The organism is Brevundimonas sp. P7753 (assembly GCF_013386595.1).
Lineage (GTDB): Bacteria > Pseudomonadota > Alphaproteobacteria > Caulobacterales > Caulobacteraceae > Brevundimonas > Brevundimonas bullata.
In genome coordinates this window covers 1-14,299 of sequence record NZ_JACARP010000059.1, presented here as the reverse complement: position 1 = coordinate 14,299, position 14,299 = coordinate 1, and the positions used below count along the sequence as shown (strand labels likewise).

The following is a 14,299-nucleotide window of genomic DNA, read 5'->3' as shown; positions in this document are numbered from 1 at the left end:
TCCAAGTGGTCAAGGTTTAGGCAAAATTTTCACCCCGAACAGCCGTGATCGCTGCGCGTTTCTTTTAGAAGTTTGCAGCGATCAGAGAGAAACGCTCAACGCTGGATCAGTGCGCCTCGTCCCAGTTGGCGGCGGCCTTGGCCTCGACCACCAGAGGCACGCTGAGGGCCACGGCGGGGTCGGCGGCGCCTTCCATGATCTTGCGCACCACGACCAGGGCGCGCTCGGCCTCGGCCTCGGGGGCTTCGAAGATCAGTTCATCGTGGACCTGCAGCAGCATGCGGGTCTTCAGCCCGGCCTCGGCCAGGGCGGCGGGCATGCGGATCATGGCGCGGCGGATGATGTCGGCGGCAGCGCCCTGGATCGGGGCGTTGATGGCGGCGCGTTCGCCGAACTGACGCTCGGCGCCCGACTTGGAATGGATGGCCGGGATGTGGATGCGGCGACCGAAGACGGTGGTGACGAAGCCGTCAGCCTTCACCTGGGTCTTGGTCTTGTCCATGTAGGCGCGGATGCCGGGGAAGCGCTCGAAATAGGTCTTGATATAGGCCCCGGCCTCGCCCTGATCGATGCCCAGCTGAGCCGCCAGACCGAAGGCCGAGATGCCGTAGACGATGCCGAAGTTGATCGCCTTGGCCCGGCGGCGCGTCTCGGACGGCATGCCCTCGACCGGCACGCCGAACATCTCCGACGCGGTGGCGGCGTGAATGTCGAGCCCCGCCTTGAAGGCGCGCTTCAACTCGGGGATATCGCCGATATGGGCCAAGAGGCGCAGCTCGATCTGGCTGTAGTCGGCGCTGATCAGCACATGGCCCGGCGAAGCGATGAAGGCCTGACGGATCAGACGGCCGGTCTCGGTGCGGATGGGGATGTTCTGCAGGTTAGGATCGGACGAGGCCAGACGCCCCGTCGTCGCCGCCGCCAGCTGATAGGAGGTATGCACCCGGTGCGTCGTCGGGTCCGAGGCCGCGACCAGGGCGTCGGTGTAGGTGCCCTTGAGCTTCGACAGCTGGCGCCAGTCGAGGATGGCGCGCGGCAGGTCGTGCGTCAGGGCCAGTTCTTCCAGCACGCTGGCCTCGGTGCCCCACTGGCCGCTGGCGGTCTTCTTGCCGCCGGGCAGGTTCATCTCGCCAAACAGGATTTCGCCGATCTGGCGCGGGCTGCCGACGTTGAAGGGCCGGCCCGCCAGCTTGTGCGCCTGCTCCTCCAGCTCGGCCATGCGCTGGCCGAAGGTCGAGGACAGGGAGCGCAGACGGTCGGGATCGACCCGCACCCCGTTCAGCTCCATGTCGGCCAGGACGGCGGGCATGCCCCGTTCCAGCGTCTCATAGACGGTGGTCAGGCGCTCGGTCGCCAGACGCGGTTTCAGCAGCCTGTAGAGCCGCAGGGTCACGTCCGCGTCCTCGGCGGCGTAGCAGGTCGCCGGCTTCAGCTCGACGTGCTTGAAACTCTTCTGGCTCTTGCCCGCGCCCGCCACGCTCTTGAACGGGATGGTCTCGTGGCCGAGGTGCAGCCGCGCCAGTTCGTCCATGCCGTGGCCGTGCAGCCCGCCTTCCAGCACGTAGCTGATCAGCATGGTGTCCTCGATCGGGGCCACGCGGATGCCGCGCCGGGCCATGACGGCGAGGTCGTATTTGATATTCTGGCCGACCTTCAGAACCGCCGGGTCTTCCAGCAGGGTCTTGAGCCGTTCCAGGGCGGTGGGCTTGTCGATCTGGGTCAGCGGCTCGCGAACCTCGCCCTGGGCCGGTTCCAGACCGAAGTCGAAGCCGCCGCCCAGCGCCGCGTCGCCGCTCGGCTCATGGTCATGGGTCAGGGGGATGTAGCAGGCCTCGTTCGGGCCGACGGCCAAGGAGATGCCGCACAGACCGGCGTGGGTGGCCGACAGGGCGTCGGTCTCGGTGTCGAAGCCGATGACCCCGGCGGCGCGGGCGCGGGCGATCCAGCGGTCCAGATCCTCCAGCGTCTGCACGCACTCGTACTTGTCGCGGTCGAAGTCGTGGACCGCGTCGGGCGTCGCGACCTCGGTCTGACCATAGCGCGGCGTGGCGACCGGGGCGCTGGGCTGACGGGCGAAGGCCGAGCCCTCCTTTTGCGGGGCCTTGCCGTCGCCGACGCGGCGCAGCAGCGAACGGAACTCCATCCGCTCCAGAAACTCCGACAGCACCGCCGGGTCGGGATCGCGGATCAGGAAGTCGTCGACCGGCTCGGGCGCCGGGGCGTCGCAGGTCAGGGTCACCAGCTCTCTCGACAGGCGGATCTGGTCGGCGAAGGCGATCAGGGTCTCGCGGCGCTTGGGCTGCTTGATCTCACCCGCGCGGGCCAGAAGCGTGTCGAGGTCGCCGTATTCGTGGATCAACTGGGCCGCCGTCTTCGGCCCGATGCCGGGGGCGCCGGGGACGTTATCGACGCTGTCGCCGATCAGGGCCTGGACCTCGACCACCTTGTCCGGGGTGACGCCGAACTTCTCGAACACGGCCTCTTCGTCCAGCCGCTTGTCCTTCATCGGGTCGTACATGACGACGCCGTTCCCGATCAGCTGCATCAGGTCCTTGTCGGAGCTGACGATCACCGCCTCGCCGCCCATGTCGCGGACCTTGCAGGCATAGGTGGCGATCAGGTCGTCGGCCTCATAGCCGGCCAGTTCGACGCCGTGGACGCCGAAGGCGGCGGTCGCCTCGCGCACCAGGGGGAACTGCGGCACCAGATCCTCGGGCGCCGGCGGACGGTGGGCCTTGTACTGATCGTAGAGGGTGTTGCGGAAGGTCTTTTCCGAATGGTCGAAGACGGCGACCAGATGGGTCGGGCCGTCTTCGACCTTCATGTCGCGGATCAGCTTCCACAACATGTTGCAGTAGCCCTGCACCGCCCCGACGGGCAGGCCGTCGGACTTGCGCGTCAGCGGCGGCAGGGCGTGATAGGCGCGGAAGATATAGGCCGAGGCGTCGATCAGCCACAGCCGGGGCGGCGGTCCGTCCTGGGTGAGGAGGCGGGCGGCGGAGTCGATGGGCGCGTCGGTCATGACGCGAACATAGGGGGCGGCGACCGTCGCGTCATCTGTGCTTCCGCTTTCCTCCCCACTGTGTGGGGAGGGGGACCGCGTAGCGGTGGAGGGGGCGGCGCGACGGCTGATTCTTCAGGCGCCGAAAAGGGCTGACGGCGGCGTCGCCCCCTCCGTCACGGACGCCGTGCGTCCGCGCCACCTCCCCATGAAATGGGGAGGAAAGAGACGTCGCCCTAGGGCGCCCAGCCGCCCGGCGTCTCGGGAACGACGTCGTCGCCTTCGACGACGATCTCGCCGCGGGTCTGGCGGACCTCGGCCCAGGCGGCGCGCAACAGCTCGGTCACGCCTTCGCCCGACACGCCCGACACCAGGAAGGGCGTCTTGCCCGAGGCTTCCTTCAGCGCGGCGACCTTTTCCTCGCGTTCCTCGGGCGACAGGGCGTCGATCTTGTTCAGGGCCAGCAGCTCGACCTTGTCGGCCAGGCCTTCGCCGTAGGCGTCCAGCTCGCCGCGAATGATGCGGTAGGCCTCGGCCACGTCTTCCTGCGTGCCGTCGATCAGGTGGATCAGGCTGGCCGAACGCTCGACGTGACCCAGGAAGCGGGTGCCCAGGCCTGCGCCCTCGTGCGCGCCCTCGATCAGGCCGGGGATGTCGGCGATGACGAAGCGTTCCGACGGGCTCAGGTCCACCACGCCCAGGTTGGGCGTCAGGGTGGTGAAGGGATAGTCCGCCACCTTGGGCTTGGCCGCGGAAACCGCCGCCAGGAAGGTCGACTTTCCGGCGTTGGGCAGACCGGCCAGGCCGATGTCGGCGATAAGCTTGAGCCGCAGCCAGATCCAGCGCTCCTGGAACTCCTGGCCGGGGTTGGCGTAGGCCGGCGCCTGATTGGTCGGGCCCTTGAAGCGAGTATTGCCCCAGCCGCCGTTGCCGCCGGACAGCAGCTTCACCTTCAGGCCCGGCTTGTCCATGTCGAGCAGGACGGTTTCCTTGTCCTCGTCCAGCACCTGGGTGCCGACGGGCACGCGCAGGACCACGTCCTCGCCCTTGCCGCCGTGCATCTGGCGACCCTGGCCGTGGTGGCCGGTCTGGGCCTTGAAATGCTGCTGATAGCGGAAGTCGATCAGGGTGTTCAGGCCGTCAGCGGCCTCGACCCAGACGTCGCCGCCCTTGCCGCCGTCGCCGCCGTCCGGGCCGCCGTTAGGGATGAACTTTTCACGTCGGAACGAGACGGCGCCGGCGCCGCCGGCGCCCGAGCGAATGTAGATCTTGGCCTGGTCGAGGAACTTCATGGGCGCCTTATGACCGAAGAGAGCGGCGATTTACAGGCCAGTGAAGGCCGCGCGTGATTCTACCCCCGCGCCCAGACGCCGAAGGGATCGCTCCACGGCAGGCCAAGGGCCTCGGCCACGGCGGGATAGGTGATCTCGCCCTTCAGCACGTTCAGACCGCGCGCCAGATGCGGGTCCTGCTTCAGGGCCGCCAGACCCTTGTCCGCCAGGGCCAGGCCGAAGGGCAGGGTGGCGTTTGTCAGGGCCTCGGAACTGGTGCGCGGCGCGGCGCCGGGCATGTTGGCGACGCAGTAGTGGACCACGCCGTCGACGACATAGGTCGGATCTTCGTGGGTCGTGGGCTTCGAGGTCTGGAAGCAGCCGCCCTGGTCGATGGCCACGTCGATCAGGACGCTGCCGGGCTTCATGGATTTCAGCTGGTCGCGGCGGACCAGGGTCGGGGCCTCGGCGCCGGGGACCAGCACCGCCCCGATCACCACGTCGGCCTTGACCAGTTCTTCCTCGATGGCGCCGATGGAGGAATAGCGGGTGATGACCCGCCCGCCGGTCAGTTCGTCGATCTCGCGCATCCGGGGGATGGACCGCTCCAGCACCACCACCTCGGCGCCCAGGCCCATGGCCATGCGCGCGGCGTTCATCCCCACGACCCCGCCGCCCAGCACCAGCACCCGCGCAGGGGCCACGCCCGGCACGCCGCAGAACAGCAGGCCCATGCCGCCGTTGTGCTTCAACAGGGTTTCGGCGGCGGAGAAGACGGCGATGCGTCCGGCCACCTCGGACATGGGCGCCAGCAGGGGCAGACCGCCGTTCCTGTCGGTCACCGTCTCATAGGCGATGGCGGCGCATTTCGAGGCCAGCAGGCCCTTGGTCTGCTCGGGATCGGGCGCCAGATGCAGATAGGTGAAGAGGATATGGTCCTCGCGCAGCCTCGCCCATTCGACGGGTTGCGGCTCCTTGACCTTCACGATCATGTCGCTGTCGTTGAAGACGGTTTCGGCGTCGGCGACGATGGTCGCGCCCGCCTTGACGTAGTCGGCGTCGGTAAAGCCCGCGCCCAGCCCGGCGCCGGTCTCGATACGGACTTCATGGCCATGGGCGACATATTCGCGCGCAGCGGTCGGGGTCAGGCCTACGCGATGTTCGTTGGTCTTGATTTCGCGGGGTACGCCGACGCGCATGGGTCTGGTTCCTGATCCGTCCGCTCTGTGGCGGGCGGGCGGACGCTAAACCTGTGCCGGGGATGTCGCCAGACGAAACTGATGAAATCCGGACATAAAAAACCCTCGCAGCCCGGTGGGCGGCGAGGGTTCGGCATGATTCTAGTTCTTGACGTCCTTGGCGGCGTCTTCAACAGCCCGGCCGGCGGCCTGGGTGTCCTTGCCGGCGCCGGCGACGGTGTTGCAGGCGGCGGTGGTCAGAAGAGCGGCGGCGGCGGCGAGTACGAACAGTTTGCGCATGGTCGGTTCCTGTAAAGGGTGGGCGCAGTCGGCGCCCTCGACCGACCTAACGCCACGGCGCCCCGCTGGTTCCTGCCAAGCTGTCGATGGTCAGGCGCGGGAAGGGGGCGTGGAATGGCCGGCCTGGGGCGCTTCGGGCGTCGGGAAGGTCAGGCGGGCGATGGAGCCGCCGCCCGGCGCCTCGAGCATTTCGGCCTGGCCGCGCAGCTGTTTGGCGAAGGCGCTCATCAAGGTGCGGCCCACGCCCGTGGAGTCGCGGTCGCCCATGCCCGGCCCGTCGTCCTGGACCTCCAGCACGCTGGTGTCGCCCGCGACCTTGAAGCGGACCTTCAGGTCGCCGCCGCGCCCGGCGAAGGCGTGCTTCTGGGCGTTGGAGACGGCCTCGACCAGCCACAGGGCCACGGGGGCCAGTCGGTCAGGATCGATGATCAGGGCGTCGGCCTCGACCGAACTCGTGACCAGCGGGCCGCGCATGGCCTCGCCCGCGATCAGCTGCCCCACCAGTTCGGTCAGGAAGGTGCGCGAGTCCGCCTCGCGGATGTCCTCGCTCTGGTAGAGGGTGCGATAGATCAGGGCCAGGGCCGTGATCCGCTGGCGCGTGTCGCCCAGCGCCGAGCGCGCCGCCGGGTCCGTCACCGCCCGCTGCTGCATCGACAGCAGGGACGAGATGATCTGCAGATTGTTCTTCACCCGGTGGTGGATCTCGCGCATCAGCGCGTCCTTCTCGTCCAGCGAGTCCAGCAGGGCCTTGTCGCGGGTCGTGATGGTTTCGCCCAGCGCGCCCAAGGTGCGGGCCAGGGTGCGGATCTCGGCGGGCGCGTGTTCAGCCTGAACCGGCCGCACCGAGAAGCGCCCCTTCGCATAGATGGAGGCCACCCGCTCCAGATAGACCAGCCACCGAATGACGATCCGCTCGGACAGCAGCATGACGGCCAGGAAGGCCACCAGCCAGGCCGCCAGCGGCAGCAGGAAGGTGCCGATCGGGTTCAGCCGCGCCCACGACAGCAGGCCCGAGGTCGGCGCCGCCAGCAGGACGAACAGATCGCGCCCGGCCAGATTGGTGCCGGCGTAGACATGCCTGCGCCCCCTGGCGTCCCGCGCCTCGAACAGGGCGGCTTGGCCCTGTTGGGCGCGTCGGGTCCAGGTCGCGCCCTTGTCATCGACGATGGCGAAGGTCGACGGGTCGGTCGCGACCAGGACGCGGCCGTCGGCGTCGGTCAGGGCGGCCTGGGAGCCGGTCGGCAGGGCGGGGTCCTGAATATCGGGCTGCAGGGCCGTCAGCGGGATCACCGCCGCGATCGCGCCCTGAAACGCGCCCAGCGGACGTTCCGAACGAACGGCGACGATCAGCGATCCCGGCGCATCGGGGGCGCGGACCATGACCACGTCCTCGCCGTTCCTCAGCCGCTGATACCAGTCCTGGCTGCGCACCTCGGCGGAAGGTCGCTCGCTGTCGCTGCTGCGGGACGCGCAGACGGGCTCCCCGGTCGCGCTGTAGCGCTGCAGGGCCGACAGGCCGTCCAGCCGCGACACCAGGGCCGTCAGGCGCGGTTCGCAGTAGAAGCCTGCAGCCTCCGGGGCCAGGGCCTGCAACAGGACGACCGTGCTGTCGATCCGCGCCTTGGCCTCGGTGGCGCTGCGTTCGGCGGCCAGTTGCAGGTCGATGCGACGGTCATCGGCCTGGCGACGGAATTCGGCCTGGGTCTGGACGCCGCTGAGCACCAGGATCGGCAGCAGGGCGGCCGCCATGGCCAGCCCCATGCGGAAGCGGATGCCCTGAACGCTGGGACGGCCGAGCTTGCGCGCCCATGGGCGGCCGAACCGCAGCATGCCTCAGCTTTGCCTGGCGCCGCTCAGGCGGTCGGCGTCGGCCAGGATGGAGCGCATGGCGTCGCCGGCCGCCTTGCCGTCGCGGCCATAGCCGCCGCGCTCCAGCGTGGCCGCCAGGGCCTTGCGGGCGCGCGACACGCGGCTCTTCACCGTGCCGACGGCGCACTGGCAGATTTCAGCGGCTTCCTCGTAGGCGAAGCCCCCGGCGCCGACCAGGATCAGGGCTTCGCGCTGTTCCTCGGGCAGGGTCTTCAGGGCCTGACGCAGTTCGTCCAGGGCGACGGGCGCCTCAGGATCGTCGACCGCCACCAGGGTCCGCTCGGCGGCTTCCTGATCCAGCTGGGTCTGACGCCACGAGCGGCGCTTCTCCGAATAGAACTGGTTGCGCAGGATCATGAAGGTCCAGGCCTTCATGTTCGTGCCCATCTGATAGCTGGCCCGGGCGTCCCAGGCCTTCATCATGGCTTCTTGCGCCAGGTCGTCGGCAGCCGTGGGGTCGCCGGTCAGGGTCCGGGCGAAGGCGCGCAGATGAGGGATGAGCGTCACCAGTTCCTTCTTGAAACCATCGTCGTCGGCGGAGGGCGGTTTAGGCGGGGCGCCGGTGCTGCTCACTGGCCCTCCTTGGTCGACGACCGCTCGTCGGCCCGCCGCAGGATGTCCAGGAATTCGTCGGGAACGGGCTCGTTCACCACCTGGTCGAACATATGGCGCAGCTTCACGCCGATGGCCTGCTGGCGCAGGCGCACCTCTTCCAGACCCTGGTCCCGGGACGCTGGCGCGTCAGGACGCGGGTTGGCTTCCTTAGTGTTGATCATGGAGTTCCGGCCGCCACCCAAGCCTAGAGAAGTCGTTCATAGAAGCCGAAAACGCCGCTTCACCCCAAGAGTTCCTAGGCCTCTGCGTTTTTATGCTCAAGCTTGTGTTTCGTGCGTGGAACCCTTGCGCGCTATGGGCGTTTTGACGGACTGGCGCGTCCTCAGATCGGGGACGCCGACTGTCGGGGAATTTGTATGAGTCTACTGGCCAGACTGGCGCCGCATCTGCCCTATGTCCGCCGCTATGCGCGCGCGCTGACCGGCGATCAGATCACGGGCGACAACTATGTGCGCGTGGCGCTGGAGGCGCTGGCCGCCGGCGAGCGGCAGCTGCCCACCGAGATGACGCCGCGGGTGGCGCTCTATCATGTCTTCCACACTATCTGGTCATCGACCGGAGCCCAGCTGGAGGACGTCAGCGATCTGGAAGCGGGCGACGACGCCGCGCGCCGCCTGATGCGGATTGCGCCGCGCTCGCGCCAGGCCTTCCTGCTGACCGCCCTGGAAGGCTTTACGCCTTCGGAAGCGGCGCAGATCCTGGGCGTTGACCCGCGCACGGTCGAACGCCTGATCGCCGAGGCTCAGACCGACATCGACGCCGAACTGGCCACCGACGTCCTGATCATCGAGGACGAAGCCATCATCTCGGCCGATATCGAAAGCCTGGTGCGGGAACTGGGTCATAAGGTCACCGGCACCGCCACTACGCATGACGAGGCGGTGGACGCCGTGACCAGGCACCGTCCGGGTCTGGTCCTGGCCGACATCCAGCTGGCCGACGGTTCGTCGGGCATCGACGCGGTCAAGGACATCCTGAAACGCTTCGACGTGCCGGTCATCTTCATCACCGCCTTCCCCGAGCGTCTTCTCACGGGTGAACGGCCAGAGCCGACCTTCCTGATCACCAAGCCCTTCCAGCCGGAAACGGTGAAGGCGGCGATCAGCCAGGCGCTGTTCTTCCACCCGTCGCGTCAGAAACAGGCCGCCTGATCCTTCTGCGCTGACGACTTATCGGCCCCGACAGTTCGCTGTCGGGGCCTTTTTCGTCTGGCCTAGATCGCGGGCGGGTTGGCGGTCGCCGCAGGGGCAGGGGTAGGCGCCGCGCTGGGGGCGTCAAAGGCGGCGGAATCCTCGCGGGTGCCTCCGGCGTCGGCATTGACCGTCTGGAAGCCGCTATTGCTCAGCAGCCACATGCCCAGCAGCAGGACCGCTGCCGCCCCGGCGGAGACGATCAGCAGCCACAGAATACGCACCCCGCCACGGCCCTGACGGACATACTGGGCTTCGATCGGCGCATGGTGTTCGACAGCGTCGGCGGAATGGGAATGGGGGTCCTGATGGGTCATCGCGGTCTCCGTGGCGGCCCGTTCGGTTGTTCGGCCTAATGGCTTAGCAACGCGGCGCAAGGCGCCGTCGTTCCGGCGGGCGGGCCGCTCCATCGCTGATGGAACCCAAATCGGGCGCTGTCGTTATGCCAGTGCGGAGGCGACAAAGCCCCCCCGACTTGACCGGCTCGCCGGTCCGTCGCCTCCGCTCCTCATTCTCGATGATGCCACCTCAAGCGGACCCGAAACGGTCCGCTTTTTCTTTGGAAGCCTCTCGACAGGGGCTGTGCATCCGCCACTATGAGTTCTCAAAGAAAACGCATTGGAGACGCGCCATGAGCCTTCGCAATCGTCAGTGGGTTCTTCGTCAGAGGCCGCAGGGCCTGATCGAGGACGGCGACCTTGAGCTGATCGAAACGCCGGTGCCGGACCTCAAGGATTCCGAGGTCCTGGTTCGCACCATCTACCTGTCGCTGGACCCAACCAACCGCACCTGGATGAACGACAGCCAGGGCTATCTGCCGCCCGTCGGTCTGGGCGAGGTCATGCGCGGCCTGACCCTGGGCGTGGTCGAGCAGTCGAAGTCCGAACGCTTCAAGGAAGGCGACATCGTCACGCCGCTGTCGGGCGGCTGGGCCGACTATGCCGTGGTGCATGAACAGGGTCTGCGTCCGGTGCATCGCGCGGCCGGCCTGCCGCTGACCGCCAATCTGTCGGTGCTGGGGATGACCGGCCTGACCGCCTATTTCGGCGTCACCGACGTGCTGAAAGCCAAGGCGGGCGAGACCTTGGTGATCTCGGCGGCGGCGGGGGCGGTCGGCTCCATTGCCGGACAGGTGGCCAAGCAGCGCGGCGCCCATGTCATCGGCATCGCCGGCGGACCTGATAAATGCCGCTGGCTGACCGAGGAGCTCGGCTTCGACGCCGCCATCGACTACAAGAACGAGGACGTCGGCGAGGCCCTGGACCGTCTGGCCCCCAACGGCGTCGACCTGAATTTCGAGAACGTCGGCGGCGACATCATGATCGCGGTGTGGAACCGGCTGAACGTCCATGCCCGCATGGCCGTCTGCGGCCTGATCTCATCCTACAACGCCACGCGCATGCCGCCCTCGCCGAACTTCAGCCGCATCATCACCCATCGCCTGAACGTCCAGGGCTTCCTGGTCCTGGACTACGCCCCGCGCGCCCGTGAGATGGTCGAGGAGATGGGCCCCTGGCTGGCCGACGGCCGGATCAAGTGGAAGGTCCATGTCGACGACGGCCTGGAAGGGGCGGTCACATCCTTGAACCGCTTGTTCACCGGCGACCATGACGGCAAGCTGCTGGTCCGGGTCTCGGAAGAGCCCGCCGCCTGAGGAGCCTGACGGGATGACCGAGCCGCTGCACGTCCATTTCGAGGATCTCGAGGTCGGTCAGGTCATCCCCCTGGGCGCCTGCGCCGTGGACGCCGGGGCGCTGGACGTCTTCGCCGAACGCTTCGCCCCGGGCTGGGACGTGGCCTACGGCGCGCCCGACGCCCTGGTCTACGCCCTGTGGAGTCGGCTCTCGGCGGAAAAGTCCGGTCATTGGGCCGGGACCAAGACCCTGGCCATCGACGGCCTGCGCTTCCTGCGCAATCCGCCGCCGGGCGAACTGCTGCGCGGCCGGCTGACCATCATGGGCAAGGACCCGGTCGGCGACGAAAAGGGCATCGTCATCGCCCAGCAGGACCTGCTGGACGAGGCCGGTCGGCTGGTCTTTTCCTGCCTGACCCGCGCCCTGGTCGCTCGGCGCTAAAACACGGCCCAAGAAAAAAGCCCCGCTGTCGCCAGCGGGGCTTTTCATCTTTGGCTTCAACCGGGCCTCAAGTAGCGCGCAAGCGCGGTAGGCCCCTAAAAATTTAGGCGTTCGCCGCAACCGGCGTCGCGGCGGCGCGGGCGAAGGCCATGGCGATCAGACGATCCCAGCCCAGCAGCGACACCAGGTGGGCGTAGATCTGGCCCAGGGCGCCGTTGTCGCGCAGTTCGGCCAGCTTCTCGACCGGCAGGGCCTTCAGCTTGTCTTCCGAGACGGCGTAGTATTCGGCCAGCTTCTGCACTTGGCCGGCCGAGCCGTCGGCGTTGCGCGGGGTGAAGTTGGCTTCACGCGTTTCAAACAGGTCCAGATCCGTCAGCAGCTTGACGAAGGATTCGGTGCGCAGGCGCTCCTGCTCGAAGTTGTTGCAGAACTCCATCGCATTGTTGACGTAGGCGCTGGGCTGGCCGTTCTCGAACAGCGGGGTTTCACCGCCTTCGCTGACGAAGGGGGCGGCGCGGTCGATGCACAGGATCATGCGCTTTTCGACGTCGTCGTTGGCGAAGACGAAGGGATAGCGGCGCACATAGGCCGGCAGGTAGGCCTCGGGGCGCACGTCGCCGTTGGCTTCGATGAACAGGTTCTCGCCCTGGCGCAGACCCATGGCCGCGACCGGCTGCTTCTGATCACCGACGAAGATGACCGGGTAGGACAGGGCGGCGGGCGCGAACTCGGTCACGGTCAGCGGCACGATGTTGGTCTGGGCGACGAAGGCGTAGGGCTTGTCAGCGGGCGTCACGCCCAGCTTGCCGTGCACGTCGGCCGACAGCGGCTCCGGCTGGGTGTAGAAAAGGACGGTGCCGGACAGCGGGCCGGACGATTGGGTCGTGGTGTCGGTCATGATTTGTCGGATCGGCTCTGAACAGAAAGGTCGAGCCTTCTAGCCTATGGTCGGACGCGCCGCAAACGCGTTGGTTCGACGAACGCGGGGCCGCGACGGCGGGGCGTGCGGCGGCGCACCCGGTTGCAGTGCGGCGGCGGAGCCCTTAGCTGTGAGGCATGGGCCTTGCTTGCGATCACGATCATTCCGACAGCCGACCCGGTCCCGCCGAGGTCGAGCAGGCCATTGTCTCGGTCGAGGCGCGCTGCGCCGCCGAGGGCGAGCGCATGACGGCCCCGCGCCGCCGCGTGCTGGAACTGCTGCTGGCGGCGGGCGAGCCGGTCAAGGCCTATGACCTGATCGCGCGCTACGGTCTGGACGGCCAGGCCGCCAAGCCGCCGACCGTCTATCGCGCCCTGGAGTTCCTTGAGCGTCGGGGCGTGGTCCACCGCATCGCCTCCATCAGCGCCTATGTCGCCTGCACCGCCGCCGCCGGGGACGCCCCGGCCCACGCCGCGGCCTTCCTGATCTGCGACTGCTGCGGCGCGACCGAAGAGGTCGCCGTGGCGGGCGGCGACGCCTTCGCCGAGGCCGCCCACGCCGCCGGCTACGCCATCGAACGCACCACCATCGAAGGGCACGGCCGTTGCCCGGCCTGTCGTATCGCGGCCTGACGATGGACGCCGCCGCCCTGTCGCCGCCGCGTCGCCTGACCGTTCCCATTCGCAACCGCTGGGGCGACGGCGACATGGCCGTGCTGGACTTCGGCGATCCCAAGCGCCCGGTCGACCTGGTCTTTGTCCACGCCAACGGCTTCAACGCCGCCACCTATCGCACCCTGCTGCAGCCGCTGGGCGGGTCGCTGCGCATCTGGGCCCCCGACCTGCGCGGTCACGGCCGGAGCCGTCTGCCGGCGGTGGTCGAGGGACGGCGCTGCTGGGGCGATCATCGTGATGATCTGGCGGCCTTGCTCGACGCGATCGACGGGCCGCCCGTTGTGATGGCGGGCCATTCGCTCGGCGGCGCCAGCGCCCTTCTGGCCGCCGCCGAACGGCCCGAGCGGGTGTCCGGTCTGGTGATGATGGACCCCGTCGTCTGGCCCCGCCCCATGGCCTTCGCCCTGAACCTGCCTGTGGTCGGACGGGTGGCGGCGAACAATCCTATGGTGCGCGGGGCGTTGAAGCGCCGCGCCCTGTTCGACAGTCGCGAGCAGGCGCTGAACGCCTATCGCGGACGCGGCGCCTTCCAGGGCTGGCCGGACATGGTGCTGGCCGACTATCTGTCCGACGGCCTGATCGAGACCGATCAGGGGCTGGTCCTGACCTGCGCGCCCACGTGGGAGGCATCCAACTACGGCGCCCAGGCCAATGATCCCTGGGGCGCGATGAAGCGGCTGGGGCGGCCCGTGCGCATCCTGAAGGCCGAGACCGGCACCACCTGCGCCGTGTCCGCCGCGCCGAGAGGTCTGTCCCATGTGGCGGTCGAGACCGTGGCCGGGGGAACGCATTTCTTCCCCATGCTGAAACCCGACATCGCCCGCGACGCCCTGTTCGACGCCGCTGTCTGAGGTGTGATCGCCGACGGCGGCTCGCGGGGTGGCTCGGTCCATCGGTTCGATGTTAGGCCTAGGGCCTCATGAGTTCGCCCGCCGCCAATGATCTGAACCGCATCCTGCTGGGCTCGGCCATCGGCGCGGGGATCGGCCTTTTGCTGTTGGCGCTCGGCGTGGCTATCCTGTGGACCGCCGCCGATCAGCGCCTGACTGAACCCGCGCCGCCGCTTCCAGAGGCGTCGGAAGCGCCCGCGCCGACGGCGGAGGCCATGACCTATCCGGCCCTGCCGCCCGCGCCCCCGGTCCCCGCGCCCCTTCCGGTCAAACCGCCTCAGGCCGCTCGACCCTCGCTGTGGGGCTCCATCTTCGAC

14 protein-coding genes and 1 pseudogene are annotated in these 14,299 nt (G+C 68.3%); 6 read left to right on the top strand and 9 right to left on the bottom strand.

Annotated features, from left to right (window positions below; translation table 11 throughout):
- Positions 1–106: 106 nt before the first annotated feature.
- From polA to HX774_RS12140, 7 genes are all read right to left on the bottom strand, one after another.
- The gene (gene polA / locus HX774_RS12170) at positions 107–3,022 is read right to left on the bottom strand and encodes a DNA polymerase I (RefSeq protein WP_178827114.1); all 2,916 of its coding nucleotides are present in this window, start codon (positions 3,020–3,022) and stop codon (positions 107–109) included.
- A 215-nt stretch (positions 3,023–3,237) separates the two neighbouring features.
- Positions 3,238–4,293 carry a GTPase ObgE gene (gene obgE, locus HX774_RS12165; protein WP_178827112.1) on the bottom strand — a complete coding sequence of 352 codons (1,056 nt, stop codon included), beginning with the start codon at positions 4,291–4,293 and terminating at the stop codon, positions 3,238–3,240.
- Between the two features lie 59 nt (positions 4,294–4,352).
- A complete protein-coding gene (gene ald / locus HX774_RS12160; RefSeq protein WP_178827110.1) occupies positions 4,353–5,471 on the bottom strand; it encodes an alanine dehydrogenase in 1,119 nt (372 codons plus the stop codon).
- Positions 5,472–5,612: 141 nt separating this feature from the next.
- A complete protein-coding gene (locus HX774_RS12155) occupies positions 5,613–5,750 on the bottom strand; it encodes an entericidin A/B family lipoprotein (protein ID WP_178827108.1) in 138 nt (45 codons plus the stop codon).
- A 90-nt stretch (positions 5,751–5,840) separates the two neighbouring features.
- Positions 5,841–7,580 carry a sensor histidine kinase gene (locus tag HX774_RS12150; RefSeq protein ID WP_218650405.1) on the bottom strand — a complete coding sequence of 580 codons (1,740 nt, stop codon included), beginning with the start codon at positions 7,578–7,580 and terminating at the stop codon, positions 5,841–5,843.
- Positions 7,581–7,583: 3 nt separating this feature from the next.
- Positions 7,584–8,192, bottom strand: coding sequence for a sigma-70 family RNA polymerase sigma factor (locus HX774_RS12145; RefSeq protein ID WP_114818496.1), 609 nt, complete (start codon positions 8,190–8,192; stop codon positions 7,584–7,586).
- Positions 8,189–8,395, bottom strand: coding sequence for a NepR family anti-sigma factor (locus tag HX774_RS12140; RefSeq protein WP_178827106.1), 207 nt, complete (start codon positions 8,393–8,395; stop codon positions 8,189–8,191). The genes HX774_RS12145 and HX774_RS12140 overlap by 4 nt, the downstream gene beginning before the upstream one ends.
- 195 nt (positions 8,396–8,590) lie before the next feature.
- On the opposite strand from HX774_RS12140, the gene HX774_RS12135 reads away from it, so the two are divergent.
- Positions 8,591–9,385: a response regulator gene (locus HX774_RS12135; protein ID WP_178827105.1), complete on the top strand. Its 795-nt coding sequence runs from the start codon at positions 8,591–8,593 to the stop codon at positions 9,383–9,385.
- Between the two features lie 62 nt (positions 9,386–9,447).
- Here HX774_RS12135 and HX774_RS12130 read toward each other — a convergent pair whose 3' ends face one another.
- Positions 9,448–9,741 carry a hypothetical protein gene (locus HX774_RS12130; protein WP_178827099.1) on the bottom strand — a complete coding sequence of 98 codons (294 nt, stop codon included), beginning with the start codon at positions 9,739–9,741 and terminating at the stop codon, positions 9,448–9,450.
- 314 nt (positions 9,742–10,055) lie between these two features.
- Here HX774_RS12130 and HX774_RS12125 point away from each other — a divergent pair, with 314 nt between their 5' ends.
- On the top strand, positions 10,056–11,078 hold the full coding sequence (locus HX774_RS12125) for an NADP-dependent oxidoreductase (protein ID WP_178827103.1): 1,023 nt from the start codon (positions 10,056–10,058) through the stop codon (positions 11,076–11,078).
- 13 nt (positions 11,079–11,091) lie between these two features.
- Positions 11,092–11,499: an acyl dehydratase gene (locus HX774_RS12120; RefSeq protein WP_114817497.1), complete on the top strand. Its 408-nt coding sequence runs from the start codon at positions 11,092–11,094 to the stop codon at positions 11,497–11,499.
- Between the two features lie 103 nt (positions 11,500–11,602).
- Here HX774_RS12120 and HX774_RS12115 read toward each other — a convergent pair whose 3' ends face one another.
- Positions 11,603–12,397 carry a SapC family protein gene (locus HX774_RS12115; RefSeq protein WP_114817498.1) on the bottom strand — a complete coding sequence of 265 codons (795 nt, stop codon included), beginning with the start codon at positions 12,395–12,397 and terminating at the stop codon, positions 11,603–11,605.
- A 158-nt stretch (positions 12,398–12,555) separates the two neighbouring features.
- Between HX774_RS12115 and HX774_RS12110 the strand changes: the two genes are divergently transcribed.
- From HX774_RS12110 to HX774_RS12100, 3 genes and pseudogenes are all read left to right on the top strand, one after another.
- The gene (locus HX774_RS12110) at positions 12,556–13,050 is read left to right on the top strand and encodes a Fur family transcriptional regulator (protein ID WP_178827101.1); all 495 of its coding nucleotides are present in this window, start codon (positions 12,556–12,558) and stop codon (positions 13,048–13,050) included.
- A gap of 2 nt (positions 13,051–13,052) precedes the next feature.
- A complete protein-coding gene (locus HX774_RS12105) occupies positions 13,053–13,943 on the top strand; it encodes an alpha/beta hydrolase (protein ID WP_178827158.1) in 891 nt (296 codons plus the stop codon).
- A gap of 68 nt (positions 13,944–14,011) precedes the next feature.
- Positions 14,012–14,299 (top strand): annotated as a pseudogene (locus HX774_RS12100) (hypothetical protein); the annotation flags it as partial.

Excerpts from the sequence above, each read along its gene's own strand:
- polA (WP_178827114.1), bottom strand. The coding sequence starts at position 3,022 with ATGACCGACGCGCCCATCGACTCCGCCGCCCGCCTCCTCACCCAGGAC.
- obgE (WP_178827112.1), bottom strand. The coding sequence starts at position 4,293 with ATGAAGTTCCTCGACCAGGCCAAGATCTACATTCGCTCGGGCGCCGGC.
- ald (WP_178827110.1), bottom strand. The coding sequence starts at position 5,471 with ATGCGCGTCGGCGTACCCCGCGAAATCAAGACCAACGAACATCGCGTA.
- HX774_RS12155 (WP_178827108.1), bottom strand. The coding sequence starts at position 5,750 with ATGCGCAAACTGTTCGTACTCGCCGCCGCCGCCGCTCTTCTGACCACC.
- HX774_RS12150 (WP_218650405.1), bottom strand. The coding sequence starts at position 7,580 with ATGCTGCGGTTCGGCCGCCCATGGGCGCGCAAGCTCGGCCGTCCCAGC.
- HX774_RS12140 (WP_178827106.1), bottom strand. The coding sequence starts at position 8,395 with ATGATCAACACTAAGGAAGCCAACCCGCGTCCTGACGCGCCAGCGTCC.
- HX774_RS12135 (WP_178827105.1), top strand. The coding sequence starts at position 8,591 with ATGAGTCTACTGGCCAGACTGGCGCCGCATCTGCCCTATGTCCGCCGC.
- HX774_RS12130 (WP_178827099.1), bottom strand. The coding sequence starts at position 9,741 with ATGACCCATCAGGACCCCCATTCCCATTCCGCCGACGCTGTCGAACAC.
- HX774_RS12125 (WP_178827103.1), top strand. The coding sequence starts at position 10,056 with ATGAGCCTTCGCAATCGTCAGTGGGTTCTTCGTCAGAGGCCGCAGGGC.
- HX774_RS12120 (WP_114817497.1), top strand. The coding sequence starts at position 11,092 with ATGACCGAGCCGCTGCACGTCCATTTCGAGGATCTCGAGGTCGGTCAG.
- HX774_RS12115 (WP_114817498.1), bottom strand. The coding sequence starts at position 12,397 with ATGACCGACACCACGACCCAATCGTCCGGCCCGCTGTCCGGCACCGTC.
- HX774_RS12110 (WP_178827101.1), top strand. The coding sequence starts at position 12,556 with ATGGGCCTTGCTTGCGATCACGATCATTCCGACAGCCGACCCGGTCCC.
- HX774_RS12105 (WP_178827158.1), top strand. The coding sequence starts at position 13,053 with ATGGACGCCGCCGCCCTGTCGCCGCCGCGTCGCCTGACCGTTCCCATT.